This is a genomic window from Micromonospora pisi (assembly GCF_003633685.1).
Lineage (GTDB): Bacteria > Actinomycetota > Actinomycetes > Mycobacteriales > Micromonosporaceae > Micromonospora_G > Micromonospora_G pisi.
Genome location: NZ_RBKT01000001.1, coordinates 5,104,026 through 5,129,721, shown reverse-complemented (window position 1 = coordinate 5,129,721; position 25,696 = coordinate 5,104,026). Strand labels below are relative to the sequence as shown.

The window sequence follows — 25,696 nt, the reverse complement described above, 5'->3', positions numbered from 1 at the left end:
CGAACCTACACTCCCGGGTCCTCGATCACCGTTTAGCGAATACGGGGAGTGACAAAACACGATCGCCGCACCGGGGGCGTAAACGCCCGATCGGTACGGCGATCGTGGAAGACGGCCCGTGGCCGGACGAACCGGCCGTTGGGTTCTAGCGGGTCTCGCGGTGCACGGTGTGCTTGCCGTCCCGGGGGCAGAACTTCTTCAGCTCGATACGGTCCGGGTCGTTACGGCGGTTCTTACGCGTGATGTAGTTGCGCTCCTTGCACTCCACACACGCCAAAGTGATCTTCGGACGGACATCGGTCGCCTTCGCCACGGCGGAGTGCCTTCCTCGCTAAGGATCAACTACGACGTAGCAGCCTACCTGCTGGCTACGCGCACATGCAAAGTGGGCGCACTAGGCGCCCTTCGCTTCGGTTACCGGATTCAGGACCGGTCGCCGACAGTAGCGGTGGCCGGACTTGAACCGGCGACACAGCGATTATGAGCCGCTTGCTCTACCATCTGAGCTACACCGCCGCGGGCGGGTCCATCTGAACCCTCTGAGCCCCCTTACGGAATCGAACCGTAGACCTTCTCCTTACCATGGAGACGCTCTGCCGACTGAGCTAAGGGGGCGCACGCGATCTTGCTTCCGCCGCGCAGAGGTAAGAGTACACGGCGACGTAGCGGTGGGGAAATCGGATCCCCGGGCGTCGCGTCACAGCACGTCGACAACCCTGGTGCGGGCCCTACGGCACCGCGCGCAACCGGCGTACGTCGTGGCTGGACGACGTTTCCGGCTCCGCCTGGGCACCGAACCAGGCTTCCAACCGCTCGTACGGCAGCGGCCGGCTGAACAGGAAACCCTGGCCGATCTGGCAGCCGATGTCCTGCAACAGTTCGAGGGTCAACTCACTCTCCACACCCTCGGCGACGACCGAGAGCCCGAACTGTTGGGAGAGCGTCACCACCGCGTTGACGATCGCCAGGTCCACCGGATCGGTCGCCATGCCCTGGACGAACGAGCGGTCGACCTTCACCTCGTCGACCGGCAGCCGGCGCAGATAGGACAGGGACGAGTAGCCGGTGCCGAAGTCGTCGACCGAGAGGCGTACCCCGACCTCGCGCAGCCGGCGCAGGGTCGGCATCGGGCGGTTGGTCCCGTCCAGCACCCCGGCTTCCTTGATTTCGAAGGTCAGCAGTTCGGGGGCGACGCCGTACTCGGTGAGCAGCTCCTGGACCCGGTCCGGGAAGTGCTGGTCAATGAGGGTACGGGCGGAGAGGTTGACCGACACGGCGAGCGCACCGCCGCCAGCGGTCCAGTCCCGGCTGCGCCGCAGTCCCTCCCGGAGCACCGCCTCGGTCAACCGTTCGAGCTGGCCGGTGTGTTCGGCCACCGCCACGAAGTCCTCCGGTGAGACCGGCCCGTGCGCCGGATGCTCCCAACGGGCCAGGCACTCCACCCCGACCAGCCGCCGGTCGTCCAGGGTCACCTTCGGCTGGAAGTAGACCTCCAGCTCGTTGTTGTCCAGCGCCCGACGCAGGTCACCGGCGAGACCAAGGCGGTGCATGGACCGGGACTCCAGCGCCGGGTTGAACAGCTGGATGCTGCCCGGCGTCGACTTCGCGGCGGTCGCCGCCAGGTCGACCCGGCGCAACAGGGTCTCCGGGTCGTTGCCGTGGTCCGGATGGACCACCACCCCGACCGCGGTGTCGACGTCGAGCACCAGGGTGCCGAAGACCATCTGGTCCTGGATCTGTTCACGCAGTTCGGCCGCGAGTTCGGTGGCCGTCTCGGCGTTCTCCACCCGGAGCATGACCAGGAACTCGTCCCCGCCGACCCGGCCGACCAGGGCGGCGGCCGGGGCACTGGAGCGCAACCGTGAGGCGACCTCGGTCAGCACCTTGTCCCCGGCGGCGTGGCCGAGCGTCTCGTTGACCTGCCGCAGCCCGTCGACGTCGAACAGGAGCATCGCGACCACCTCGCCCGGCGCCCGGACCCGTACGGCCTCCTCCATCGCCTCGGTCATCCGACGGCGATTCGGAAGGTTGACCAGACCGTCGTGGTACGCGTCGTGACGCAACCGGTCGACCAGCCGGGAGTTCTCCAGCGCGACCGCGGCGTGCGCCGCGATCGTCTCGAAGATGGGTACGTCGCCCGGCACGAAATGGGTGGTGTCACCGAGCCGGTTGACGACCTCCAGCGTCCCGATCACCGCCTGCCCGGAGCGGAGCGGAGCGACGATGACGTCCTTCACCCCTGCCGCGCGTAGGGCGGGCCGCATCTTCTCGTCGTCCTCAAGCCGCTTCCCGACGGCGATGGTCTGCTTCTCCTGCTGGGCGCGCGCACGGACGACCGGAGGCGTCCGGTCGATATCGAGCAGGCCGGGATCGTCGATCCGCGCGGTGAGCAGCACCTCGGGGTGCCGACCCTGGGCGGGTAGCCACAGGGTGGCGTACTCGGCCTGCATCAGCGCCCGGACCCGGCCGAGCATGACGTCCGCCAGAGTGCCGTCCTGACCGCTACGGGTCATCGCCCGGGTCAGGTCGTAGATGTCGGCGAGGGTGCGGTGCTGCCGGAAGAAGTGGGCGTACGAGCGGCCCAGGAGGGCCAGTCCACCGGCAAGCACGGCGAGCAGGAGCAGGGACCACCAGGTGGTGACGAGCGCGATCAGCACGATCAGGCCGAGCGCCACGTTCGCCATGGCGACGAGCAGGTTCGGCGCGGCGGTCCGGGCCACCTCCCAGCCCGCCTGCGAGCCCTGCATCAGCGTGATGACACCGATCACCGCGGCGAGGGTGACCAGGGTGATCGTGCTCACGCCGGCGGCGAGGATGCCCCAGGTACGCGGCCCGACGCCGTCCATTTCCGGAAGCGCGTGCAGGACGAGCCCGGCCAGTGACGTCGCGGCCGCCGTCTTCGCCACGTTGAAGTAGGCCTTCGCGGTGCCGAACTTGCGCCTGACCTGGGTGATCACGGACGCCAGGGTGAAGACCAGCACGACGGTCAGCGGGTGCAGGAAGTACATCACCAGCACCAGCGGGATTTCGGTGATGGTGACACCGAACGCCTGGCGCCGGATGACGAAGTGGAACATCGACCCCTCGGTCACCACCATGGCGACCGTCAGGACGAGCGCGATCAGCCAGTACGCGACCGGACCGACGACGCGGGACTCCGCCTCGGGCGCGACGTCCAGGATGCCCAGAGCAGTGGACCAGATCACCGCCAGGATCGCCAACGGACCGGTGATGAACCAGGCGTGCTCAGCGGATCGTCGTGGCGATGACTGCCGCCCGGCCATACCGCTCCCTAGGGGTTGCGTTCCTAGCTGGCCCGCGACGGAGCCGCGAGGTCGTTCTAGACCCCGCTCCCGCCCACCTGCGCGACAGTCGTGGTGGCGAAGTCGGCCACCCACTCGAAGGTCAGCTGGTTAAAGGTGTGGACCTCTTCGGCCACGAACATGGCACCGAAGAGCGCTGCCAGCGCAAGGGCTGGGCCAAGCAGCCGACACAGCCGTCGTGCAGACATCGTTGGCTCCTGTCGAGAGAATGACGGAGAAGGAGTGGAGGTTCCATGATGGTGCCACAGCTACCGGAGGTAGCAAAGCGGTACGGGCCTGCCACGCCGCCGATGCAGCAAATTCCAACCGAACGGTAGGGAGAAGTCCGCCGGCTGGATGCAACCCCATGTGCCACAGATCCCCGACTTGGTGCGGGTAGCGCACGAAGTGAGCTTTTCCTCGAATCAGATAACACGGACGAAATCGTGCTGCATCTCATAATCGACCTATAGAACTTATGCCTTCAACACTCCCCATATCGGACGGTCACCCCGTACGGCAACCCGCTCCCACACCGCCCTGACCTGAGCTGACGCGAAACGCCCCGGCACATCCACGCGCCGCACGTCGCGCAACACAATGCGTGGTCAACGTCGCGGCCAGCCAAGAATCTTCACTTCTTGCTCTTCCCGACCGTCGGCCGACTCACATCGTTCGGCGAGCACCGCCCGGGCACGACTTCGTGGACACATGACAAATTGTCGCCGCGATATCACAGCATCGAGCACCGTACGTATTCACAGTCTACCGTCGAGTAATTGTGCAGACCGATCGAGACGGACACGGCTTGTCAGATAAGCCGCATCACGAGCAGATCTGTCTTCTCCCCTCCCACCGTCGACAATCCGGCTGGGGGTGGCGAGCAGCCGCAGGTAGGCCGACTCGCGCCCGTACGCGTCGCACGGACGAGTGTCGACGGACACCTGGGGGCGACTTCTCGCAGCCGCCGACCGGCACACCCGACGCCGGCCGCCGCAGAGCGAGACAACGCCGGCCGTGGTTCAGATGCCGGTCGCGTACAGCTCCACCTTCAGGCCACGTAGCTCAAGCCAACCGCCAGCAACATCGTGGGGCAGACCGACGATCTCCACGAGCACCAGGCCGGCACCGATTCTCAGCGGCACTTGGGCGTCACGCCATGTTCCGGTGCCGACCCCAGTCGCACATGAAGAGACGCGCGCCCCAGAGCCGTACAGACGGCACAGGAGGCACAGGAGGCACCTGAGCCACCCAGGACGAGCCAAGATCGACCCGCCCACTATCTGCCCACTGGGAGCCGTAGACGGCCAGATCTGGCTGGACTCGGCTGAACCAACGAGAACGGCCTCCGGTCAGCATCTCTGCTGGCCGGAGGCCGTTTCCGCACCTGGTGGCGGGTAGAGGATTCGAACCTCTGAAGCTTTCGCGACGGATTTACAGTCCGCTCCCATTGGCCGCTCGGGCAACCCGCCAGGGCGTGCCGCCACGTGTAACGCGGCAGCGGAAGCAAGGATAGCGGTTGCACCGGGCATCTTCGCAACCGGGTACGGTCGGCAGGTCGGACCGCCCAGCAGCCGTCCGGGACATCTTCATACCGCGACCCAGCAGGAGCATGATCATGGCAGCCAACCCGTCGTTCGACATCGTCAGCAAGGTCGACCGGCAGGAGATCGACAACGCCCTCCACCAGACGGAGAAGGAGCTCGGTACCCGCTTCGACTTCCGCGGCACCGGAGCGGCGATCTCCTGGTCGGGCGAGGAGACGGTCAGCCTGCAGGCGGAGACGGAGGAGCGGGTCAAGGCCGCGCTGGACGTATTCAAAGAGAAGCTGATCAAGCGGAACATCTCGATGAAGTCGCTGGACGCGGGCGAGGCGCGCGCCTCCGGCAAGACGTACAAGATCGACTGCAAGGTCATCCAGGGCATCGACTCGGACAAGGCCAAGGCGATCGGCAAGAAGATCCGGGACGAGGGCCCGAAGGGCGTACAGGCCCAGATCCAGGGTGACCAGCTGCGGGTCACCGGCAAGAAGAGGGACGACCTGCAGGCCGTGATCACGCTACTCAAGGGCGAGGACTTCGGCGTCGCCCTCCAGTTCACCAACTACCGGTGACCTCGATCACAGGCGGCTGTTAGACCGGACCGCTGCGGCCCACGCCTCGCGTACCGCAGCGGTCCACTAGACCAGTTCGGCGGCGAGGGCCTGCTCGACCCGTACCGCCTCCCGGGCCTCGGCCCGGGAGATCGGCCCCGAGCGTGGCGCCGCGACCCCGGCCGCGACGGCCACCGCCGCGCCGGCGAAGAGGAACGCCCACGGCACGCCCACCTGGTCCACGATGAGCCCGGCGACCGCGCCGCCGGCCGCGCTCGCGGCCACCGACACGGTCACCATCCAGGTGTACGCCTCATTGAGCATGCTGCCCGGTGAGATCCGCCCGACCATGGTGTTCTCCAGGGTGAGCGCGGGCGCGATGGTCGCCCCACCAATCACCAGCGCGACACCGAGCGCCACCGGGTGCGGCATCAGCGCGAAGAGGACGAAGCTGGCCGCGACCGCAGTGAGCAGCCCGGCGAACTGGCGGGTCATGTTCGGCGCGGTGGCCCGGGTGCCGAACCAGATGCCGCCGACGGCGCTGCCGACCCCCCAGACCGCGAGCAGTATGCCGGCGACACTCTCCTCGTCGCCGGAGACGTGGGCCGAGGCGTACGCCGGGATGGCGACCCCGGCCGCGCCGAATGCGACGCCGAGGCCGGCCGCGCAGAGCAGCAGGGCGGCGAACCCGCCCGACCGCAGTGGCCCGAGGCCGGTGGCGTGTGCGGTGGTCGGATGGGGTCGCCAGCCGCGCATGACCCGGCCGAGCGCGACCGCGAGGGTGCCGACAAGGGTCACCACGGCCGCGCCGAGCAGGGCGGCGGTGGCGTCGGCCAGGAGTACGAAGAGCGCGACCAGCAGTGGGCCGAGGACGAACACCACCTCGAACAGGGACGTCTCGGCGGCGAGCGCGGTGTTGCGCAGCCCGTACCGACCGGAACCGGGTTCGGTGAGGTCGTTCCAGGCGCCCCGGATGGCGGCGGTCAGCGGTGGGTACGTCGCCCCGGCGACAGCCGACATGAGGTAGATCGGGGTGAGCGCCTCCGCCCCGCCCCGGGTGGCGAGCACCAGTCCCACCAGTGCGAGCGGGTGCGCGACGGCGGTGACCACGAGGACGGGGGTCGGCCCGATCCGGTCGGCGATCCGGCCGGCGACCGGGCTGAGCGTGGCGCCGGCGAGGGCGTACGCCGCCCCGGCCGCTGCGGCGAGGGCGTACCGGCCGGTGACCTGTTCGACGACCAGGAGCAGCGCCAGTGGGGTCATGCCGATGCCGAGCCGCCCGATGATCCCGGTGACCAGCAGCATCGGCGCGCCGGGGATTCGCCAGACTCCCAGATATTGACGCAGCGCAGCCACGGCCGGACCTCCTCGTTCGTGAGATGTAACGCGCCCGGACCTCGGCTGTGACCAAGATATGTAACGAGCGGGAGACCTCTCGACCCTAACGGCACGGACCGGCCGGATGAAACGACTTAGCCCCGCCCGGCCCTCACGTCAGCCGGGCACGCAGACGCGAATCGGCGGGACCCCGCTCGGGGTCCCGCCGATTCTCTCGTCAGTACGTGGGGCTACGCGGTCAGCGCTGGAACTGCACCGGACCCGAGTTCGCGGCCATCTGCTCCAGCCGGCGTACCCGCTCCTGCATCGGCGGGTGGGTGGAGAAGAGCCCGGCCAGGCCGCCGCCACGGAACGGGTTGTCGATCATCAGGTGCGCGGTGGAGGTGAGCCGGTTGTCGGCCGGCAGCGGAAGCGCCCGCGTACCCTCGTGGATCTTCCGCAGTGCGCTGGCCAGGGCCAGCGGGTCGCGGGAGAGGGTGGCGCCGGAGGCGTCCGCCTGGTACTCCCGGTTCCGGCTGATCGCGAGCTGGATCACACTCGCCGCGATCGGGCCGAGGATGAGCATGACCAGCAGGACCGCCGGGTTGGGGCCGTCTTCGTCGTCCCCGCCGCCCAGCGGGATGAACCAGGCGAAGTACGACAACATGGTGATGATGCCGGCGAGGCCCGCCGCGACGCTGGAGATGAGAATGTCGCGGTTGTAGACGTGGGACAGTTCGTGTCCGATCACGCCCCGAAGCTCGCGGTAGTCGAGAATCTGCGTGATGCCCTGGGTCACCGCGACCGCCGCGTGCTGCGGGTTACGTCCGGTCGCGAACGCGTTCGGCTGCATCGTCGGGCTGACGTACAGGCGGGGCATCGGCTGCCCGGCAGAGCTGGAGAGCTCCCGGACCATCTGGTACAGCGCGGGGAATTCCGCCTCACTGACCGGTCTCGCCCGCATCGAGCGGAGCGCGAGCTTGTCCGACCAGAAGTACGTCGCCGCGTTCATACCCAGCGAGACCAGTACGGCGACGACCACGCCCCCACTGCCGCCCAGTGCGTAACCGACGCCCAGGATCAGCGCGGTGAGCAGGCCGAGCAGGGCGGCCGTCTTCAGACCGTTGCGGTGGCTGTGCACTATCACTCCTTCGGTGCGCGGTTCTCGTGAAACCGCTGACCGTTCCAACAACTCGATACCCATCAACAATCCCCATATAGCTGAGAGTTGCCTGTAAGAGTCGTTGGCGGAGCACGACGAGGGGCGGCCCAGCGACCGGCTACCAGCCGGCGGCGGCGTCCAGCACGAGCTGCGGGGCGAACCCGAGGACGAGGGCCAGCACGGCGGCGACGGCAAGGGCGGCAGCCACCGGCCAGGGCGTACGCGCCCTGCTGGGCGCTTCGACCGGTTCGGGGTCGGCGTACAGCGTCGCCGCGACCCGGACGTAGTAGGCGAGTCCGATCACCGCGTTCACCGCGACGACGAGGGCCAGCCAGTCGGAGTCGCCGAAGAGCAGTGACCGGACCACGGTCACCTTCGCGAAGAGACCGGCCAGGCCGGGCGGCAGTCCGGCGAGCCCGACCAGCGCGAGCGCCAGCACGGCACCGACCGCCGGCCGCCGCCGGGCGGCCCCCCGGTAGTCCGCGATCTCCCCGCCGTCACCGTGCCCGGACCGCAGTGCGATGACCGCGCCGAACGCGGCCAACTCCAGCACCACGAAGAAGACGGTGTACGCCAACGCGGCGGTGAGCGCCGTACCGTACGCCCCCGGGTCGCGCCCACCGGGCAGCGCCAGCGCGCCGAGCGGGGCGAGGACGTAGCCGGCCTGGGCCACCGACGACCAGGCCAACAGCCTGATCATGCGGGTCTGCCGGAGCGCGACCAGGTTGCCGACGGTCATCGTCAGCACCGCCAGCGCGGCCAGCACCGGCCCGGTCACCGAGGCGGGCAGCACGGCGTCGGGCAGCGAGCCGTCCGCCACCACCGCCCCGGCCACCGGCGCGGCGATCCCGGTGACCGCGAGCAGCGCCACCACACCGCCGAGCTTCGAGGCGGTGGAGAGGTACGCGGCGACCGGCAACGGGGCGCCGTCGTACGTCGCCGGCGCCCAGGCGTGGAACGGCACCGCCGCGACCTTGAAGGCCAGCCCGAGCACCACCAGCGCCACCGCGGCCGAGGTGAGCGGGATCTCCAGCAGCTCCGGGTCGGTGGCGAACGCGGTGGCGAGCAGGCGGAAGTGCAGTGCGCCGGTGACCGCGTACAGCAGCGCGGCACCGAGCAGGGTGACCGCGGTCGCCACCACGCTGACCACGAAGAAGGTGACCGCCGCCTCGGCCCCGGCCACGCTGCGCCGACGGAGGCCGACCAGCACGTACAGCGGCAGTGTCAGCGTCTCCAGCGCCACGATCAGGGTGATCAGGTCGCCGGCCCCGGCGAGCACCACGCCACCGGTCATCGAACAGGCGAGCAGGAAGCAGTACTCCCCCGCCGGCACCTCGCCGGCCCGCAGCAACGAAGTCGAGAAGGCCAGCACCCCGAGGGTGAGCAGGGCGAACAGGGCGCCGATCAGGGCGGTCCGGCCGTTGGCCAGGTAGGAACAGGCGTCGCCGACGCAGAAGGTCCGGCGGTCGTCGCCGGCCCCGACCAGCAGCGCCGCCACGGCGGTGGCGACGGCGCCGGCCGCGAAGACCGCCATGGTGGCGCCGCGTCGGGCCACCACCAGATCGGCGAGGAGGACCAGTACGGCGGTCCCCGCAGCCAGGTACGCCGGCAACAGCGCGACGTTGTCCACGCTCTGGGTCAGGTTCATGAGATCGCCTCGATCAGGGCTTTCACCGGCTCGTCGGCCACGTCGAGCGCGATCGGCGGCAACAGTCCGATGGCAAGGGTGAGCACCACCAGCGGGGCCCAGATGGTCTGCTCGACGGCGTACCCGCCGGGGGTGAACCGGGACACCGAGGGGGTCGCCGGCCCGTGGCTGATCCGACGCAGCATCCGCAGGAAATATGCGGCGGTGAGCGCCCCACCGAAGGCGGCGAGTACGCCGAGCGTGGTCCAGAGCGGTCCACCGAGGCGCAGCGCGGCGACGATCGCGAACGCCTCACCCCAGAAGCCGGCGAGGCCGGGGAGGCCGAGCGAGGCGACGGCGGCGAAGCCGAGCAGCCCGGCGAGTCGGGGCGCGGTCTCCCGCAACCCGCCCAACTCCGCCAGCTCGCCGGTGTGGGCCCGGTCCTTGATCGCACCGGCGACGAAGAAGAGCAGGCTGGTGATGACCCCGTGGGCGATGTTGCCGATCAGCGCGGCCTGGATGCCGGTGGTGGTCACGGTGGCGATGCCCAACACCACGAAGCCCATGTGGCCGACGCTGGAGTACGCGATCAGCCGTTTCAGTTCGGTCTGCGCGAGACAGACCAGGGCACCGACGATGATCGCCGCGACGGCGAGCACACCGAGCACCGGGGCGGCCCACCGGGCACCCTCCGGAGCGACTCCCACCCCGATCCGGATCAGGCCGTACGTGCCCATCTTCAGCAGCACCCCGGCGAGGATGACGCTGCCGACGGTCGGTGCCTGGCCGTGCGCGTCCGGCAACCAGCTGTGCAGCGGCCAGAGTGGACTCTTCACCGCGAAGGCGAGCGCGAACAGGGTGAACGCCACCAGTTGGGTGGTCCGGGTCAGCTCGCCGCCACCGGTCAACGCGACCACGTCGGCGGTGTCGGCGGCGGCGACCACGACGAAGACGCCGACCAGCAGCAGGACCGAACCGAAGAGCGTGTAGAGGGCGAACTTCCGGGCCGCGTGCCGCCTGCGATCCCCGCCCCAGACGGCGATCACCGCGTACATCGGAAGCAGGACGACCTCGAAGAAGACGAAGAACAGCACCAGGTCGAGGGCGAGGAAGGTGCCGAGGATGCCGACCTCGATGACCAGCAGCAGGGCGGCCAGGACGCGCCCCCGACCGGGCGCCGGGGCCCGCCACCAGGTGTACGCGCAGCAGAGCAGGGTGAGCAGGGTGGTCAGGACGACCAGTGGGTAGGAGAGCCCGTCGACACCGAGATGGAACCGCAGGTCCAGTCCGGGCACCCAGGGCAGGTCCAGTTGGTGCCAGGGGTGCACCCCGGCTGGTCCCTGCTCCGGCACCCGGTGGACGAAGCCGCCCCCGCCGACACCGAAGAAGAGCAGCACACTGACCACCAGCGTCGCGGCGGCGAAGCCGGTGGCGACCGCGCGGCCCAGCCGGTCCGCCCGCTCCGGCAGCACCGCGACGAGCACCGCGCCGAGCGCGGGCAGGCCGAGTGTGGCGACAAGTCCCACCTGTCCGGCGGTCATCCGCTGACTCCGATCAGCACGGCGGCGAGCCCGATCAGCAACGCACCGGCGAGTACGGCGGTCGCCGCCCGGGGCAGTCCGGCCCGGTGCACCACGCCGATCCGGTCGCCGAGCACCCCGCCACCGCGCCCGATTCCCTCGACGGCACCGTCGACCAGCAGCTCGTCACCGCCACGGGCGAGTCGGGCGAGCGCCACCACCGGTCGTACGACCAGGGTGTGCTGGACCTCGTCGAGCCAGAACGCGCGGTCGAACGCCGGCCGCAGCGGACCCAGCGCCAACGCCGGATCGGTGGCCGGGTCGCGCCGCCAGCGCCACCAGGCCAGCCCGGCTCCGATCAGCAGCAGCGCCACCGGGTAGACCAGTTGCGGACCGAAGTGGATCAGCTCGTCGTCGAGCGGCATCAGGTTCGACGGATGTTCGGTGATGCCGGGTGGGCGGAGCCAACCGGCGAACGGCCCGGCGAACGCGACCGCCCCGAACAGGGCACTCGGCACCGCCAGCACCAGCACCGGCCAGCGCAGCAGCGCCGGCGGGTCGTGCGGCGCGGCACTGCCCCGGTACGTACCGAGGAAGGCGCGCAGGAGCAGGCGGGTGGCGTACCAGGCGGTGACCGCGACGCCGATCAGGCCGGTGATCCAGACCAGCCAGCCGACCGGTGCCCCGGCCGGGCCCGCCCCGTCGAGGGCGGCCCGCTCGGCGACCGCGAGGATGCCGTCCTTGCTCCAGAAACCGGCCAGGGGCGGCACCCCGGCCAGCGCGCCGAGGCCGATCACCGTGCACCAGAAGGTGACCGGCATCCGCTGCCGCAGCCCACCCATCGCCGTCATCGAGTTGGTGCCGGTGGCGTGGATGACCGCGCCGACGGCGAGGAAGAGCAGTGCCTTGAAAGCGGCGTGGCTGAGCAGGTGGAACAGGGCGGCGGCGGGCGAGCCGACGGCGAGCGCGCCGGCCATGTAGCCGATCTGGGAAACCGTGGACCAGGCCAGCACCCGTTTGATGTCGTCCTGCGCGGTCGCGGCGAGAGCGCCGAGCAGCAGGGTCACCGCCGCCATCACCCCGAGCACGGTCAACGCCGCCGGGGACCGGGTGAAGAGCGGGTACAGCCGGGTCACCGCGTAGATCCCGGCCGCGACCATGGTGGCGGCGTGGATCAGCGCCGAGATGGGAGTCGGGCCGGCCATCGCGTCCGGGAGCCAGGTGTGCAGCGGGAACTGCGCACTCTTGCCGGCCACCCCGGCGAGCAGGAGCAGGCAGGCGGCGGTGAGCGTGGCCGGGTGGAAGTCGTGTGCGAGGACGTCGGCGATCCGGAAGCTGCCGGCGGTGAAGCCGAGCAGCGCGATGCCGATCAGGAAACCGACGTCGCCGACCCGGGTGACCAGGAACGCCTTCACCGCGGCGGCCGGCGCCTCGGGCAGCCGGCGGTCGTGGGCGATCAGGAGGTACGAGCAGATGCCCATCACCTCCCAGCCGACCAGCAGCAGGAGCAGGTCGCCGGAGACCACCACCAGCAGCATCGCGGCGGTGAAGAGACTGATCTGAGCGGCGTACGGACCGTACCGGTCGTCGTCGGCTAGGTAGCCGACCGAGTAGACCTGCACCGCCAGCGCCACCACCGCCACGGCGAGCGCGACCAGGGCGGCGGTCGGGTCGAGCCGTACCCCGGCGGTCACCTCCAGGCCGCCGAACTCGACCCAGAGCGCGGAGCCCTCGGCGGCGCGGCCGTCCAGGGTGACGAGCAGCAGCACCGCCACGACCAGCGTCGCGGCGGCGCCGGCAATGCCGAGACCGGCGGAGCGGGCCCGGGACCGTGGCGGCAGCAGGAGACCGACCAGGGCGACCCCGAACGGTACGGCCGGCAGCAGCCAGCCGAGCACGATCGCGGCGGTCATCGCGGCGCCGCCCCGGAGGTGGCCGGACCGGTGGACGCGGTTGATCCGTCCACGTCCACCGCCGGTTCGGGACCGGCGTCCGGCGGGTGCTCGTGCAGGCGTACCTCGTCCAGCGCGACGCTGCCGCGCAGCCGGTAGAGCTGGAGCACGATGGCCAGCCCGACACCCACCTCGGCGGCGGCGATCACGATGACGAAGAGCGCGAAGACCTGCCCGCCGTGCGGCAGTGCCGCCCGGGTGGTGCTGTCAGCGGTGATCAACAGCAGGTTGACCGCGTTGAGCATCAGCTCGACCGCCATCAGCACCAGCACCGCGTTGCGCCGCCGGAGTACGCCGTAGACGCCCAGACCGAACAGGAGTGCCGCGGTGACGTACGGGATCACGGGTCTCATCAGCGCCGCCCCGGAATCCGTACGCTGATCGCGATCGCACCCACCAGCGCCCCGAGCAGGAGCACGGAGAGCACCTCGAACGGGAGCACCCAGCGGCCGAAGATCTCCGCGCCGAGCCGTTCGGCGGTGCCGGGTTCCGGCAACTCCACCCTGGACCAGCGGAAGGCGTCGATCAGCAGGACGGTCAGTCCGGCGCCGGTGCCGCCGCCGATCAGGGCGGCCGGCCAGCCCGGCCGGTCCAGGTCGGTGGAGGCGCCGATCGGGGCCCGGGTGAGCATCACCGCGAAGAGCAGCAGCACCACCACCGCGCCGACGTAGACCAACACCTGCACCCAGGCGAGCAGTTCGGCGGTGAGCACCAGGTAGAGCCCGGCGATCGCGCCGAGGCAGACCACCAGGTAGAGGCCGGCGCGGACCAGGTGCCGGGTGGTCACCACCAGCGCACCCGAGCCGACCGCCACCGCCCCGAGGGCGAGCAGCAGCACATCCGCCCCGGTCACGGCGCCGCCGAGGTCGGTGGCGGACCGGCGGGACGCGGCGGGCGTACCGGTGGGGTGGTCGCGGCGGCGGCGCCCGGCGGTGTCGTGGCCTTGCGCGCGGCGGCGGTCTCCTCCTTCGCCGGCTCGCCGTTCGGGTCGTGCGCGGGCGGCGGCGGCACGGTCGCCATCCACTGCCCCAGGTGGTCCTTGTCGTGCAGCAGGTCGCGGATGTCGTACTCGGCGTACTCGAACTCAGGGGACCAGTAGAGCGCGTCGAACGGGCAGACCTCGATGCAGATCCCGCAGTACATGCAGAGCGAGAAATCGATGTCGAACTTGTCCAGTACGTTGCGCTGCCGGGGTCGGGCCGCACCCGGTACCTGGACCTCTTCCTTGTGCGAGTCGATGTAGATGCACCAGTCCGGGCACTCCCGCGCGCAGAGCATGCAGACGGTGCAGTTCTCCTCGGCCAGGGCGATCACCCCGCGCGAGCGCGGCGGCAGCTCCGGCTCGACGTCCGGGTACTGCTGGGTGTGCGAGTGGCCGACCATCGTCTTGAGGGTGACCGCCAGTCCCTTCGCGAGACCCTCTCCGGGCACCTTCATGCGACTGGCCCACTTCGCGCGCTCATGCCGCCCATCCTGCACTGTCGCCCGCCGGTACGCGACCACCACCCGGCACTTCGCGCCGTACCGGTGCCGGGGACTGCCGATCGGTCGGCGGGTCCGCCGGCACCCGCGAGCCGATCAGTCGGCGGGTCCGCCGGCACTCGCGTGCTGATCAGTCGGCGGGTCCGCCGGCACCCGCGAGCGGCGGCAGCACCTCGACCCCGAGCTGCTGCAGGAGCTGGAACAGCTCGTTCACACTCCACACGTCGATGATCTTGCCGGTGGGGTCGAACCGCAGGAACGTGGCGCCCGAGTAGCTCACCACCTGCCCGGTCGGCGGCACCGCGCCGAACTGGCCACGCTGCGTGCCGGCGGCCCGCCAGTGCAGGGCGGCCCGTTCACCGGAGACGATCAGGTCCACGATCTTGTAGCGGAGGTCCGGAAAGGCCGACCGGCGTTCCCGGTGCCAGGCCAACACCGCCTCCGGCCCGGAACCGCCGAGGCCAGGGCACTCCTCGGCGACCAACTCGTACGCCGTCTCCGCCCGGGAGTCGTGCCAGACGTCCGTCACGAACCGTCGTACCGCACTGTCGATGTCGACCACGGTCGGTCAGCCTAGACCTCGCACCGGCTCCACCCGACGTTAGGAAGGGGCCCTTCCTCTACCAAAAACGATAAGAAGGGGCCCTTCCTTACATCTCTTGCTCACATCGCGACGCGGACGGCGGCGGTAAGGACCAGTTGGCCCAGCGCCACCGGCACCAGGACCAGCCAACAGAGCCGCTGGAGCTGGTCCTCGCGCAGCCTCGGGTAGGCGACCCGGAACCAGATCACCACGAACGACACCAGGAAGATCTTGATCAGGGTCCAGAGCCAACCCAGGTACTCGTCACCGAACGGGCCCTGCCAGCCACCGAGGAAGAGCACCGTGGTCAGCGCCGCGATCACCACGATGCCGACGTACTCGGCGAGCAGGAAGAACGCGAACCGCAGCCCGGTGTACTCGGTCAGGTAGCCGAAGACCAGTTCGGAGTCGGCGATCGGCATGTCGAACGGCGGACGGCGGATCTCGGCCAGCCCGGCGACGAAGAAGACCAGCATCGCCGGCGCCTGCCAGACCAGCCACCAGGGCTGCCACGCCTCGACGATGCCCGGCAGGCTCAGCGTGCCGGCGGCCATCGCCACACTCGCCGCCGAGAGCACCAGCGGCAGTTCGTACCCGAGCAGCTGGGCCGCTCCCCGCAACCCGCCCAGCAGGCTGTACTTGTTCGCCGAGGCCCAGGCCGACATGAGCACCGCGACCACCCCGACGCCGATCACGGCAAGAACGAAGAAGAGGCCGATGTCCAGCGGCTGCCCGACCAGATCACCCGGTCCGAGCGGGATGACCAGCAGGGCCAGGAGGTACGGCACCAGCGCCACCACCGGGGCCAGCCGGAACACCGCCCGGTCGGCGTTACGGGGAGTCACGTCCTCCTTCTGCACGAACTTGATCCCGTCGGCGATCAACTGGGCCCAACCGTGGAACCCGCCCGCGTACATCGGGCCGAGCCGGCCCTGCATGTGCGCCATCACCTTGTGTTCGAGCTGCCCGACAACCAGCGGCAGGGTGAGGAAGGCCGCCACCACCGCGACCACCCGGATCAGCAGTTCCAACCAGAGCGGCATCAGCGGTCGCCCCATTCACCCGGGGCCGGCACGCCCGGCGGGCGCATCGGCTGCCGGCGTGCCACCCCCGCCTCCGACTCGCCCGGTTCCTTCGCCCCTGGCCACGGTTTGGCGACCCGGGAGGCGAGCACGAACTCCTTGCGCAGCGGATGCCCCTCGAACTCCGGTGGCAGCAGCAGCGGCTGGATGTTCTCGTGCCCGGTGAACCCGATGCCGAACATCTCGTACGTCTCACGCTCGTGCCACGCCGCGCCGGGAAAGAGGTCCACCACCGACGGCACCTCCGCCGCCGCCCGGGGCACCCGGGTACGCAGCAGCACCCCGTGCCGGTGTCGCGTCGACCAGAGGTGGGCGACCACGTCGAACCCGTCGGCCAGCTCGTCCACGGCCGAGAGCCAGTCGAAGAAGTCGCAGGCCAGGTCGGCGTCGTCGCGGGCGGTCCGGAGCGCGTCCCGCCAGTTCCCCGGCGGTACGTCGACGGTGGCGCGCGCGTACGCCTGCCCACCGGACAGCCCGACGGTGGCCGGCGCCCCGCCGAGCAGCGAGCCCAGCCGCGTACCGATCTCCTCCGGGGTCATGCCCGCGATCCTATGACCCCGGGCCGCCGTTCACCTCAGCCCACGAGCTAAGCGACCACCCGTCCCACCGCCGTCCGCTCGCGCGCCCGGCCTTCGCCGTCACCCCCGCACCCCGCCTTTGGCTGCGGAAACCGTGGCGGGCACGGGAGAATGGACGAGTGCGCGCCGTGACGGTCACCCCCGGAGTTCCGAACTCACTGCGCCTCGCCGACGACTACCCCGAACCGCCGATCGACGAGGGCGCGGTACTGGTCGAGGCGATCTCGGTGGGGATCTGCGGAACCGACCGGGAGATCATCGACGGGCACTACGGCGAGGCGCCACCCGGCGCCACCGAACTCGTCATCGGCCACGAGTCGCTCGGCCGGGTACTGGAGGACCCCACCGGCTCGCTGCGCCCCGGCGACCTGGTCGCCGGAGTGGTTCGACACCCCGACCCAATGCCCTGCCCCAACTGCGCCGTCGGCGAGTGGGACATGTGCCGCAACGGGCAGTACACCGAGCACGGCATCAAGGGGCTGGCCGGGTTCGCCCGGCAACGCTGGCGGGTGGACCCCGAGTTCGCCGTACGGCTGGAACCGGCCCTGGCCGACGTCGGCATGCTGCTCGAACCGACGAGCGTGGTGGCGAAGGCGTGGGAACACATCGAACGGATCGGCAGCCGGTCGGTCTGGCTGCCCGAGACCGTCCTGGTCACCGGCGCCGGGCCGATCGGGCTGCTGGCCGCGCTGCTGGCATGCCAACGAGGGCTGACCGTGCACGTACTGGACCTGGCCACCACCGGCCCGAAGCCGGAACTGGTCCGGGCCATCGGCGCGCAGTACCACAGCACCGGGATGGCCGCGCTGGGTTTCGCACCCGACGTGGTGCTCGAATGCACCGGTGCCCCGTCCGTCGTGCTGGACGTGATGTGCCAGGCCGCGCCGAACGGCATCGTCTGCCTCACCGGCGTCTCCACCGGCGGCCGTCTGATCGACTTCGACGCCGGGGCGCTCAACCGGGAACTGGTGCTGGAGAACAACGTGGTCTTCGGCTCGGTCAACGCCAACCGACGGCACTGGGACAGTGCCGCCGACGCACTGGCGAGGGCGGACCCGGAGTGGCTGACCTCGCTGATCAGCCGCCGGGTGCCGGTGGAGGCGTACACCGAGGCGTACACCCCCGCACCCGACGAGATCAAGACCGTGCTCGACTTCGCCTGACCGGTGCCGCCGACCCGGCCAGGGCGACCGGGGGTCAGAGCCCCGGCAGGCGCCCGTTGCGGAACAGGTCGACGAAGATCTGGTGGTCCCGGCGGGCCCGCACCCCGTAGGCGTGCGCGAACTCCACCAGGTGCGCCACGAACCCGCTCTCGTCCTTCTCCACCACCGCGACGATCTCCTCCTCGGTGGAGAAGTCGACCAGGTCGTGGCTGGACTCGTCGTCGGCCACCGAGTGCATCCGGGCCACCGCCCGGCCCAGGTCGCCGATCACCCCGGCCAGCTCGGCCGGCTCGTTGACGTCGGACCAGTCCAGGTCGGCCGCGTACGGGGAGACCTCGGCGACCAACTGGCCGACCCCGCCCAGCTCGGTGAAGCCCAGCCACGGGTCGGCGTGCGCCTGCAACGCGCGCTGCGACTCGGCGGTCCGGTGTCCCTGGTGCTGGAAGTAGCCCCGGACGCCCTCGTCGTCGATGTACCGCGCCACCGCCGGCACCTGCGCCTGCTTCACGTAGATCACCACGTCGTTCTCCAGCGCCTGGGTGTGCCCCTCCAGCAGCAGGTTGTACGACGGCAGGCCGGCGGAACCGATCCCCACACCCTTGCGCAGCACCACGTCCTTGATCTGCGCCGCTACCGGGCGCAGCCCGCCGACGGCCGGCAGGGTGCCGAGGTAGCGCTCGTACGCGGTGACCACCTCGGCCCGGGCCGCCTCGTCGATCTCGAACACGCCGTCGCCGAGCGCGAACCGGCGCTCGTAGTTGTCGATCGTGGTCTGGGCGGAGAGCAGGTCGACCCGGGTGGCCAACCGCGCCCGCTGGAGCACCGTACGCAGCACCCCGTCGGCGTTCTCGAGCGTGATCGAGCCGATCGCCTCCTCGCCGCCGGCCGCGATCGCCCTCAGTTCGGTCAGGTACGTGCCGGCGAACCGGCTCACCAGGTCGGTGATCGCATCGTCGGAGAGCGCCTTGGCGTACCCGATCAGGGCCACGCTCGCGACGAACCGTTTCAGGTCCCAGGAGAACGGCCCGACGTACGCCTCGTCGAAGTCGTTGACGTTGAAGACAAGCTGGCCGGAGCCGTTCATGTAGGTGCCGAAGTTCTCCGCGTGCAGGTCCCCGTGGATCCAGACCCGGCTGGTACGCGGGTTGAGGAACCGGTCGTCGGCGAAGTCCCCGGTCAGGTCGGCGTAGAAGACCGAGGCGCTGCCCCGGTAGAAAGCGAAGGGCGAGGCCGCCATCTTGCGGAACTTGCGGCGGAACGCGGCCGGGTCCAGCGCCATCGACTCGCCGAACTCGGCGATCAGGATGTCGACCAGCTGGTTCGCCCGTTGATCAGTGCTCATGCCGGCAGGCTAGTCCGCCCAGCCCAGCCCCCCGCCCTGACGGGTAAGGAAGGGGCCCTTGTTATCGCTTTTTGTAGAGGAAGGGGCCCTTCCTAACGCCTGTGGCGGTCGGTGGCTCAGCGAGTCGGTGGGCGTACCGGGGGCGCGGTGAGCGAGGCGACGCTGCGCCCGGTGCCGGCGTCCACCGGCGCGGCCAGCGGGTCAGGGCGGGCCACCCCGCCGACCCCGGACTGCTCGGCGGCGATCTTCTCCTGGAGGCGGAGGATGCCGTGCAGCAACGCCTCCGGACGCGGCGGGCAACCGGGTACGTACACGTCGACCGGGATGAGCTGGTCGACTCCCTTGGTCACCGAGTACGAGTCCCAGTACGGGCCGCCGCAGTTGGAGCAGGCGCCGAAGGAGATGACGTACTTCGGCTCGGGCATCTGGTCGTAGAGGCGCTTGATCGCGGGCGCCATCTTGTCGGTCACCGTGCCGGAGACCACCATCAGGTCGGCCTGGCGCGGGCCGTGGGCGAACGGGATGACGCCCAGCCGGATGAAGTCGTGCCGCCCCATGCTGGTGGCGATGAACTCGATGGCGCAGCAGGCGAGCCCGAAGTTGAAGACCCACAGCGAGTAGCGCCGACCCCAGTTGAGCACGAACCGGATCGGCTCGCCGAGCACACCCGGTAGTTGCATGCTCTTTCCCCCTCGTGGTCCGCCACCCGACAGTGAACCACAGCATCCTCGTCACGATCGCGCGCAACCGACGCCGGGGGCAGCACGTGTTACCGGCGTCCTCGGGCGCAGGCCCGGACGGGGAGGAAAGAGTGACGGTGACGACAGAGCCGGGCATCCACACTTCACCACCGGTCGTTCCCGCTGGTGGATCGAGCCCGGGGCGGACCGAGACCATCAACTTCGACGCGTTCTACCACGCCCACTTCAGGTCCCTGACCGTGCACCTCTGCGCGTACACGGGGGATCTGGGGCAGGCCCAGGATCTGGCGCAGGAGGCGTTCTGCCGCGCCTTCGCCCGCTGGGACAAGGTGGTCCGCTACGACGACCCGGTGGCCTGGGTACGCCGGGTCGCCTGGAACCTGGCCACCAGCCGTTGGCGACGGCTGCGTACGGCCCAGAACTACCTGCGCCGACAGCGGGAGGAGGTCGTTCCCGGGCCGAATCCGGACCGGGTCGCCCTCACCGCCGCCCTGGCCCAACTGCCGCCGAAGCATCGGCGGGCGGTGGTGCTGCATCACCTCGGCGACATGTCCATCGCCGAGATCGCCCGGCAGGAGGGGGTCGCCGAAGGCACCGTCAAGTCCTGGCTGCACCGTGCCCGTGCCGCCCTCGCCACCGAGCTGACCGACCGTAAGGAGCAGAGCCATGGCTGACCAGAACGAGTTCGCCTACGACGACTTCGGTCTGGACGCCGAGTTCACCGCGTTCCGGACCGGCCTGATGGAGCACGTGGTCCCACCCGGACCGGATGCCGTACGGAGCACGGTCCGGCACCGCAGGCGGGTGGCGACCACCACCGGTGTGGCGCTCGCCCTGGTCCTCGTCGTCGGCCCGGTGGCCGGTTACGCGGCGCTGAACCGTCCCTCGCCGCCCACCCCGGGGCCGGCGGTGACAAGCGAGCCGACAGTCAGCCCCACCCCGTCGGTCAGCCCGACCCCGTCGCCGACCCCGTCGGCGAGTGGCACTCCGGCGGCACCGGACGGAAAGATCAGCAAGACGGACCTGCTCAGTGCCCGGGTGACCCTGCCGGCCTGGCGCTCGACCGCGGCCGAGTGGTGCGTCACGAAGAACGTCCGGCTGGACGACGACCCGAAGATGAAGCACCCGTCACTGGTCACGCTCCTCCACGGCGACGTGGACGACGACGGTGCCGACGAGACGGTCACGCTGCTGACCTGTCCGATCGAGGACGGCTCGTCGACCCAGCAGGTGGTGGTATTCGACCGGGACGGCGCCGGCAATATCGTCACCCTTGGCCAGGTCATGAACACGGGCGCCGGAATCGACCAGATCATGGGCATCCAATTCGAAGATTCCGGCGCGGTACGGGCTCAGGTGGGCGATATCCCGGACTGTTGCGTCGTACCGAAGGAGTGGTCACAGAAGCAGTGGCGCAGCTTCCGCTGGAATGGTTCGGAATTCACCCAGACATCGGGACCCGAGTCGTTCGGCCCCAACCCGCTCTTCACCGATCTGCGGGTGGTCAGCGCCAGCCGGGTCACCTTCACCGAGAACCCGTCGGACCCGGTGTGGGGGATGCGGCACGGCTCGGTGACGGTGAAGATCCGCAACGCCGGCAGCACCGCGAGCAAGACCGTACGGCTCACGCTGAACTTCGGCACCGGCGTCCTGCGACACGAGGGAAACGGCTGGTCAGCCTGCACGAAGGTGAGCAACACGGCCTCCGTACCAGCGAACATGCTCTTCTGTGACCTGGCCCCGCTGCGCCCCGGCGAGGAGCGGACGCTGGTCCTCGGGCTGGGCAACAGCGCCGCCCAGCCGGACAGCGGCACCGCTACGGCGGAGCTGTCGAACCGGCAGGTGGTGGAGAACGAGGAGTTCGTCGTACCGGACTCGAACGACCGTAACAACAGGGCGGAATTCCAGTTCGGCTGATTCTGCGGCCAACAGTTCCACCCGCGCAGAGCAGCACCAGCATGGCCCGTACCCGGATTTCCGGGTACGGGCCTTTAGCATTTCCGGAACACCGTGACACCTGTCGGCTCCACGACAAAGATCGTCCGCAACCGCAATTACCGATGGGACGTGTCTTGTTCGATGCCGAGGCAGACAGCGCCGCGGCACACGGGGACCCAACTGGAGGAAACAATGTCCGTCTCGACGCGTCGCCGGGTAATCGCCGGAATGCTCGGTGCCGCCGCCGTCCTGGGGGCCTGGGCACCAGCGGCCGCCACCGCCGCCCCGGCGCAGCACGGCTCGTCCGTCTCGGTCGGACCGCTGGTGCTGGCGCCGACCGACCGCGGCTACCACGGCACGCTGCCGATCACGATCGTCAACCGGAGCGAGGCCAACGCCTACCCCGTCGTCACCCTCACCGAGCCGGTCGGTGGCGCGTTCACCGGGATGCTGCCGGGCGGCGCCTGCTTCCCCTCCGCCGACGTGCCCCGGCGGACGATCAGTTGCACGCTCGACGCGGCCTTCAAGCCGGGCGAGCGGCGTACGGTCGAGGCCGCTTTCGAGGTGCTGACCCACGCCCGGCCGTACGCGATGGTGGCGACCGGTGGACGGGTCGACGTCTCGGTCGACGGGACGACGCTGCGCGGTGGTGCCGACGTCTCGGCCCTGTTCCGCTCCACCTCTGGGTCGCTGCGCAGCCCCCGGGCGTACGTCCAGGAAACCGTCGCCGACGGCTGGGTGAAGCTCGGCGCCGCCACCCTGGTCCAGCAGCCCGACGGCAGCTACGCCGGCCGTCTGCCGGTGACCGTCGGGTACCTCAGCGACGCCCCGCACAACACCCCCCAGGTGGAGCTGACCGTTCCGGAGGGCGTCCGGGTGTTCGGCACCGACGAGGGCTCCTGCCCGTTCTCCTGGTGCACCGTCCCGGGCGGCGAGTTCATGCCCGGTGAGCGTCGGACCTTCGACGTGCTGCTGACCGCCCCGGCCGAGATCGCCGCCGGGCCGCTGGGCAACGGGACCGCGAACCTGCACCTGTCGTACGGCAACAACGAGGTGCCGGACCGGAACCCGGTCAACAACACGGCGCCCTTCGCGGTCACCGCCGTGGCGGCCCACTGATCCGGTACCTGAGCAACGGTGGTGCCCGGTGGGGAGCGATCCCCGCCGGGCACCACCGTTTTCGCGCCATGGGCCACGGTCAGCCGAGCATGGCCAGCATCTGGTTGATCTGGGCGGTACGGGACTGGTCGATCCGGCCGGCCAGCGCCCTCGCCCCGGGGTCCTGACCGAACCTGGTTTCGTTGCGGGCCATCTCGACCGCGTTGTGCTGGTGTGCGATGAGCAGGTTGAGGAAGGCCGACTCGAACTCGGCCCCGCTGGCCCGGCCCAGGGCGGCGATCTGCTCCGGTCCGGTCGCCGGCAGTCCGCCGTGGTCGGCGTGCGCGTGCGCGTCCGGGTCCGCCTCGGTCGACTGGCCCCAGTTCCGCAGCCAGCCGCGCATCGTCTCCTGCTCCTCGGTCTGGGTGACGTCGATCGCCGCGGCCAGGGTGCGTACCTCCGCCCGCTGGGCCCGACTCTCGGCCAACCGAACCAGTTCCAGGCCCTGTCCGTGGTGGGTGACCATCATCTGCAGGAACATCACGTCCGCCGGGTTGAATGACCCCGGTGCGGCGGCGCTCGCCGGGACCGGGGCGGGGGCCGTCGACCCAGCGGCGTCCGGCCCGGGTACGGCCGGTGTGCCGCCGGTCGAGGTGGGCGCACCGCCGCAGCCGGCGAGCAGCAGCAGGACGAGCGGGGCGAGCAGCGTACGACGGTAACGGGCCATGTCCCGTCTCCTCCGATCGGAACAACGGGCAGTGGTACGACGATCCGTCAGGACCGTACGGGCCCGTACCGGGTGTGGACCGGTACGGACCCGCCGGGCGGGCGTCGGTGTCAGAGCCGCTGCCAGAGGGCCGGTACGTTCGGCGGCTCCCAGCCGGCGATGGCGGTGTGCGCCTGGCGGCAGCGGTAGCTGGCACCGCCGTAGGTGACGGTGCTGCCGACCGCGTACGCGGTGCCTGCGGCCCAGGTGCCCCCGGCCGGCGGCGGGGTGGTCGGGTTCGTCGGCGGCGGGGTGGCGGTACGGGTCGGCGTCGGGGTGGGGTTGGGCGGCGGGTTGCCGCCACCGCCACCGATCTGGAGGTCGACGCAGGAGTAGAAGGCGTTGGCGGTGTCGGCGATGTTCCAGATGGCGAGGAGTTTCTGCCGGCCGGAGAAGCCGCCGAGGTTGACCTGGTGGGAGACGGTGGCTCCGGGCTGGCGGCCGTTGTCGTTGAAGAGCGCGACCCGCTGGTTGCCGATGTAGTACTCCCAGGTGCTGGTGGCGTGCCGGGCGGTGAGCACCCAGTTGAACGTGACCGAGCTGCCGACCGAGGTGGTCGGCCAGTTACGGCTCTCGTCGCTCAGTACGGCGAAGTGGGCGATGTTGGCGTGACAGTTGCGCAGCCCCTTCGGCCCCTCGACGCTCTGCGGCTCCCACTGGATCTGTCCACAGTTGGCGACCCGCCCGGTGGCGCAGTTGGCCTGCCGGCTCGGCGGGGAGGAGATGTAACCGTGCGCCTGCGCCGGGGTGGCGACGACCAGGGTGGATGCGATGACGGCGGCGGCCGACATCAGGGAGAGTAGGGCGGATCTTCGCATCGGAGGGCTCCTCACTCGACACTGCAGGGCGCCCTTAACAATTTATGGTAAACACTATTTACAGTAAAGACTTGGAAATAAGTTTGTCGATGTATTTATATCCCCACGCACGGCAGCGGCCCGGCATCCCGCCCCGAAACGGGGCCGGACACCGGGCCGCGCAGCACCCGAGCGGCGACTAGGTCGCGGAGATGGTCCCGGTGCCGACCAGGACCAGCACGACCGTGCCGAGGATGAGCCGGTAGACGATGAACATCGTGTACGTGTGCCGGGCGATGAACTTCAACAGCCAGGCCACCGCCAGGTAGCCGACGATGCCACTGACCAGGGTCGCGGTGATGGTCGCCGGCCAGCCGACCCCGGTGCTGATGTTCTCGTACTCGTCAACGACCTGGAGCGCACCCGCCGCCATCAGCGCCGGAATGGAGAGGAAGAACGACAGCCGGGTCACCGTCACCCGATCCAGGTCACGCAGCAGCCCGGCCGACATGGTCGCGCCCGACCGGGAGATGCCGGGAATCAGTGCCAGCGACTGGACGGTGCCGATGATCAGGGTGTCCTTCCAGGTCACGTCCTTCTCGTGGCGAACCTGGGTGGCCGCCCGGTCGGCGAACCACATCACCCCCGACCAGAAGATCAACGCACAGCCGACGAACCAGAGGCTGCGCAGAGTGGTCTCGATCTGGTCCTTGAAGAGCAATCCGATCACACCGATCGGGATCGAGCCGAGGATCACCGCCCACCCGAACCGGTAGTCCGGATCCACCCGGGCGGCCGGACTGAAGACGCCCCGCAACCAGGCCGCGATGATCCGGAACAGGTCCTTACGCAGGTAGAGCAGCGTCGCGAAGACCGCGCCGACCTGGATGATCGCGGTGAACGCAGTGATGTCAGGGTCGTCGATGGAGTAGCCGAGCAACTTCTCCAGGATGGTGAGGTGACCGGTGCTGGACACCGGCAGGAACTCGGTGAGCCCCTCCACCGCGCCCAGCAGCACCGCTTCCAGGATGTTCACATGCGCCTCTCGGATCCGGGATGGGGGCCGGAGAACGACCAGTTGCCAGATTGATCGTTCCGCGACGGTCGTTGACGCTAACGCAGGCACGACCGTAGGAGTCTGCGAGGGGCGTACGCGACCGACGATCGTCAGGTACGGCCACGAACCTCAGTCAG

25 protein-coding genes and 3 tRNA genes are annotated in these 25,696 nt (G+C 70.0%); 5 read left to right on the top strand and 23 right to left on the bottom strand.

Annotated features, from left to right (window positions below; translation table 11 throughout):
- Positions 1 to 145: 145 nt before the first annotated feature.
- The 7 genes from rpmG to BDK92_RS21845 form a co-directional block, all read right to left on the bottom strand.
- On the bottom strand, positions 146 to 313 hold the full coding sequence (rpmG, locus tag BDK92_RS21865) for a 50S ribosomal protein L33 (protein ID WP_013288652.1): 168 nt from the start codon (positions 311 to 313) through the stop codon (positions 146 to 148).
- A 130-nt stretch (positions 314 to 443) separates the two neighbouring features.
- Positions 444 to 516: transfer RNA gene (locus BDK92_RS21860), tRNA-Met, on the bottom strand.
- 26 nt (positions 517 to 542) lie between these two features.
- Positions 543 to 615: transfer RNA gene (locus tag BDK92_RS21855), tRNA-Thr, on the bottom strand.
- A gap of 113 nt (positions 616 to 728) precedes the next feature.
- A complete protein-coding gene (locus BDK92_RS21850; protein ID WP_121158387.1) occupies positions 729 to 3,284 on the bottom strand; it encodes a putative bifunctional diguanylate cyclase/phosphodiesterase in 2,556 nt (851 codons plus the stop codon).
- Between the two features lie 56 nt (positions 3,285 to 3,340).
- Positions 3,341 to 3,511, bottom strand: a complete 171-nt coding sequence (locus BDK92_RS39120; RefSeq protein WP_170208653.1) for a hypothetical protein — start codon at positions 3,509 to 3,511, stop codon at positions 3,341 to 3,343.
- Between the two features lie 813 nt (positions 3,512 to 4,324).
- Positions 4,325 to 4,447, bottom strand: a complete 123-nt coding sequence (locus tag BDK92_RS40850) for a hypothetical protein (protein ID WP_281278633.1) — start codon at positions 4,445 to 4,447, stop codon at positions 4,325 to 4,327.
- A gap of 243 nt (positions 4,448 to 4,690) precedes the next feature.
- Positions 4,691 to 4,774 (bottom strand) — tRNA-Tyr (locus BDK92_RS21845).
- Between the two features lie 146 nt (positions 4,775 to 4,920).
- Between BDK92_RS21845 and BDK92_RS21840 the strand changes: the two genes are divergently transcribed.
- A complete protein-coding gene (locus BDK92_RS21840) occupies positions 4,921 to 5,415 on the top strand; it encodes a YajQ family cyclic di-GMP-binding protein (RefSeq protein ID WP_121162471.1) in 495 nt (164 codons plus the stop codon).
- Between the two features lie 66 nt (positions 5,416 to 5,481).
- On the opposite strand, the gene BDK92_RS21835 is transcribed toward BDK92_RS21840, so the two are convergent.
- The 11 genes from BDK92_RS21835 to BDK92_RS21785 all read right to left on the bottom strand — a co-directional run bounded on the left by BDK92_RS21835 (position 5,482) and on the right by BDK92_RS21785 (position 16,658).
- Positions 5,482 to 6,750 carry an MFS transporter gene (locus BDK92_RS21835; protein ID WP_121158386.1) on the bottom strand — a complete coding sequence of 423 codons (1,269 nt, stop codon included), beginning with the start codon at positions 6,748 to 6,750 and terminating at the stop codon, positions 5,482 to 5,484.
- A gap of 220 nt (positions 6,751 to 6,970) precedes the next feature.
- Positions 6,971 to 7,852, bottom strand: a complete 882-nt coding sequence (gene htpX / locus BDK92_RS21830) for a zinc metalloprotease HtpX (protein WP_246017181.1) — start codon at positions 7,850 to 7,852, stop codon at positions 6,971 to 6,973.
- A gap of 139 nt (positions 7,853 to 7,991) precedes the next feature.
- Positions 7,992 to 9,521 (bottom strand): NADH-quinone oxidoreductase subunit N, encoded by a 1,530-nt coding sequence (locus BDK92_RS21825; RefSeq protein ID WP_121158384.1) that lies wholly within the window; start codon positions 9,519 to 9,521, stop codon positions 7,992 to 7,994.
- Entirely contained in the window at positions 9,518 to 11,041 is a 1,524-nt protein-coding gene (locus tag BDK92_RS21820) for a complex I subunit 4 family protein (RefSeq protein ID WP_121158383.1), read from the bottom strand. Before BDK92_RS21820 ends, BDK92_RS21825 begins: the two co-directional genes overlap by 4 nt.
- Entirely contained in the window at positions 11,038 to 12,933 is a 1,896-nt protein-coding gene (locus BDK92_RS21815) for an NADH-quinone oxidoreductase subunit 5 family protein (RefSeq protein WP_121158382.1), read from the bottom strand. The genes BDK92_RS21820 and BDK92_RS21815 overlap by 4 nt, the downstream gene beginning before the upstream one ends.
- Positions 12,930 to 13,325: an NADH-quinone oxidoreductase subunit NuoK gene (gene nuoK, locus BDK92_RS21810; protein WP_121158381.1), complete on the bottom strand. Its 396-nt coding sequence runs from the start codon at positions 13,323 to 13,325 to the stop codon at positions 12,930 to 12,932. The genes BDK92_RS21815 and nuoK overlap by 4 nt, the downstream gene beginning before the upstream one ends.
- Positions 13,325 to 13,825, bottom strand: coding sequence for an NADH-quinone oxidoreductase subunit J family protein (locus tag BDK92_RS21805; protein WP_121158380.1), 501 nt, complete (start codon positions 13,823 to 13,825; stop codon positions 13,325 to 13,327). The genes nuoK and BDK92_RS21805 overlap by 1 nt, the downstream gene beginning before the upstream one ends.
- Complete coding sequence (locus BDK92_RS21800; protein ID WP_121162470.1) at positions 13,822 to 14,409, bottom strand: NuoI/complex I 23 kDa subunit family protein; 588 nt, start codon at positions 14,407 to 14,409, stop codon at positions 13,822 to 13,824. The genes BDK92_RS21805 and BDK92_RS21800 overlap by 4 nt, the downstream gene beginning before the upstream one ends.
- A gap of 175 nt (positions 14,410 to 14,584) precedes the next feature.
- Entirely contained in the window at positions 14,585 to 15,016 is a 432-nt protein-coding gene (locus tag BDK92_RS21795; RefSeq protein WP_121158379.1) for an ester cyclase, read from the bottom strand.
- A 101-nt stretch (positions 15,017 to 15,117) separates the two neighbouring features.
- Positions 15,118 to 16,080 (bottom strand): complex I subunit 1/NuoH family protein, encoded by a 963-nt coding sequence (locus BDK92_RS21790; protein WP_121162469.1) that lies wholly within the window; start codon positions 16,078 to 16,080, stop codon positions 15,118 to 15,120.
- A complete protein-coding gene (locus tag BDK92_RS21785) occupies positions 16,080 to 16,658 on the bottom strand; it encodes an NADH-quinone oxidoreductase subunit C (protein WP_121158378.1) in 579 nt (192 codons plus the stop codon). The genes BDK92_RS21790 and BDK92_RS21785 overlap by 1 nt, the downstream gene beginning before the upstream one ends.
- Before the next feature lie 158 nt (positions 16,659 to 16,816).
- Between BDK92_RS21785 and BDK92_RS21780 the strand changes: the two genes are divergently transcribed.
- A complete protein-coding gene (locus tag BDK92_RS21780) occupies positions 16,817 to 17,860 on the top strand; it encodes a glucose 1-dehydrogenase (RefSeq protein WP_121158377.1) in 1,044 nt (347 codons plus the stop codon).
- Between the two features lie 34 nt (positions 17,861 to 17,894).
- Here the strand turns inward: BDK92_RS21780 and BDK92_RS21775 are convergent, their stop codons facing one another.
- Positions 17,895 to 19,202 carry a DUF2252 domain-containing protein gene (locus BDK92_RS21775; RefSeq protein ID WP_121158376.1) on the bottom strand — a complete coding sequence of 436 codons (1,308 nt, stop codon included), beginning with the start codon at positions 19,200 to 19,202 and terminating at the stop codon, positions 17,895 to 17,897.
- 116 nt (positions 19,203 to 19,318) lie between these two features.
- Positions 19,319 to 19,882 (bottom strand): NADH-quinone oxidoreductase subunit B, encoded by a 564-nt coding sequence (locus BDK92_RS21770; protein WP_121158375.1) that lies wholly within the window; start codon positions 19,880 to 19,882, stop codon positions 19,319 to 19,321.
- A gap of 215 nt (positions 19,883 to 20,097) precedes the next feature.
- On the opposite strand from BDK92_RS21770, the gene BDK92_RS21765 reads away from it, so the two are divergent.
- The 3 genes from BDK92_RS21765 to BDK92_RS21755 all read left to right on the top strand — a co-directional run bounded on the left by BDK92_RS21765 (position 20,098) and on the right by BDK92_RS21755 (position 22,960).
- Complete coding sequence (locus BDK92_RS21765) at positions 20,098 to 20,577, top strand: SigE family RNA polymerase sigma factor (protein WP_121162468.1); 480 nt, start codon at positions 20,098 to 20,100, stop codon at positions 20,575 to 20,577.
- Positions 20,570 to 21,820 carry a hypothetical protein gene (locus BDK92_RS21760; RefSeq protein ID WP_170208652.1) on the top strand — a complete coding sequence of 417 codons (1,251 nt, stop codon included), beginning with the start codon at positions 20,570 to 20,572 and terminating at the stop codon, positions 21,818 to 21,820. Before BDK92_RS21765 ends, BDK92_RS21760 begins: the two co-directional genes overlap by 8 nt.
- A 213-nt stretch (positions 21,821 to 22,033) precedes the next feature.
- The gene (locus tag BDK92_RS21755) at positions 22,034 to 22,960 is read left to right on the top strand and encodes a hypothetical protein (protein ID WP_147457086.1); all 927 of its coding nucleotides are present in this window, start codon (positions 22,034 to 22,036) and stop codon (positions 22,958 to 22,960) included.
- A gap of 79 nt (positions 22,961 to 23,039) precedes the next feature.
- Here the strand turns inward: BDK92_RS21755 and BDK92_RS21750 are convergent, their stop codons facing one another.
- The 3 genes from BDK92_RS21750 to BDK92_RS21740 all read right to left on the bottom strand — a co-directional run bounded on the left by BDK92_RS21750 (position 23,040) and on the right by BDK92_RS21740 (position 25,538).
- The gene (locus tag BDK92_RS21750; RefSeq protein WP_121158372.1) at positions 23,040 to 23,666 is read right to left on the bottom strand and encodes a DUF305 domain-containing protein; all 627 of its coding nucleotides are present in this window, start codon (positions 23,664 to 23,666) and stop codon (positions 23,040 to 23,042) included.
- Positions 23,667 to 23,776: 110 nt separating this feature from the next.
- Complete coding sequence (locus BDK92_RS21745; protein ID WP_121158371.1) at positions 23,777 to 24,523, bottom strand: lytic polysaccharide monooxygenase; 747 nt, start codon at positions 24,521 to 24,523, stop codon at positions 23,777 to 23,779.
- Positions 24,524 to 24,701: 178 nt separating this feature from the next.
- Complete coding sequence (locus BDK92_RS21740) at positions 24,702 to 25,538, bottom strand: undecaprenyl-diphosphate phosphatase (RefSeq protein WP_121158370.1); 837 nt, start codon at positions 25,536 to 25,538, stop codon at positions 24,702 to 24,704.
- Positions 25,539 to 25,696: the final 158 nt, after the last annotated feature.

Excerpts from the sequence above, each read along its gene's own strand:
- BDK92_RS21760 (WP_170208652.1), top strand. The coding sequence starts at position 20,570 with ATGGCTGACCAGAACGAGTTCGCCTACGACGACTTCGGTCTGGACGCC.
- nuoK (WP_121158381.1), bottom strand. The coding sequence starts at position 13,325 with ATGAGACCCGTGATCCCGTACGTCACCGCGGCACTCCTGTTCGGTCTG.
- BDK92_RS39120 (WP_170208653.1), bottom strand. The coding sequence starts at position 3,511 with ATGTCTGCACGACGGCTGTGTCGGCTGCTTGGCCCAGCCCTTGCGCTG.
- BDK92_RS21745 (WP_121158371.1), bottom strand. The coding sequence starts at position 24,523 with ATGCGAAGATCCGCCCTACTCTCCCTGATGTCGGCCGCCGCCGTCATC.
- BDK92_RS21850 (WP_121158387.1), bottom strand. The coding sequence starts at position 3,284 with ATGGCCGGGCGGCAGTCATCGCCACGACGATCCGCTGAGCACGCCTGG.
- BDK92_RS21750 (WP_121158372.1), bottom strand. The coding sequence starts at position 23,666 with ATGGCCCGTTACCGTCGTACGCTGCTCGCCCCGCTCGTCCTGCTGCTG.
- BDK92_RS21820 (WP_121158383.1), bottom strand. The coding sequence starts at position 11,041 with ATGACCGCCGGACAGGTGGGACTTGTCGCCACACTCGGCCTGCCCGCG.
- BDK92_RS21825 (WP_121158384.1), bottom strand. The coding sequence starts at position 9,521 with ATGAACCTGACCCAGAGCGTGGACAACGTCGCGCTGTTGCCGGCGTAC.
- BDK92_RS21775 (WP_121158376.1), bottom strand. The coding sequence starts at position 19,202 with ATGAGCACTGATCAACGGGCGAACCAGCTGGTCGACATCCTGATCGCC.
- BDK92_RS21840 (WP_121162471.1), top strand. The coding sequence starts at position 4,921 with ATGGCAGCCAACCCGTCGTTCGACATCGTCAGCAAGGTCGACCGGCAG.
- BDK92_RS21815 (WP_121158382.1), bottom strand. The coding sequence starts at position 12,933 with ATGACCGCCGCGATCGTGCTCGGCTGGCTGCTGCCGGCCGTACCGTTC.
- BDK92_RS21785 (WP_121158378.1), bottom strand. The coding sequence starts at position 16,658 with ATGACCCCGGAGGAGATCGGTACGCGGCTGGGCTCGCTGCTCGGCGGG.
- BDK92_RS21800 (WP_121162470.1), bottom strand. The coding sequence starts at position 14,409 with ATGAAGGTGCCCGGAGAGGGTCTCGCGAAGGGACTGGCGGTCACCCTC.
- BDK92_RS21770 (WP_121158375.1), bottom strand. The coding sequence starts at position 19,882 with ATGCAACTACCGGGTGTGCTCGGCGAGCCGATCCGGTTCGTGCTCAAC.
- BDK92_RS21755 (WP_147457086.1), top strand. The coding sequence starts at position 22,034 with ATGTCCGTCTCGACGCGTCGCCGGGTAATCGCCGGAATGCTCGGTGCC.
- BDK92_RS21790 (WP_121162469.1), bottom strand. The coding sequence starts at position 16,080 with ATGCCGCTCTGGTTGGAACTGCTGATCCGGGTGGTCGCGGTGGTGGCG.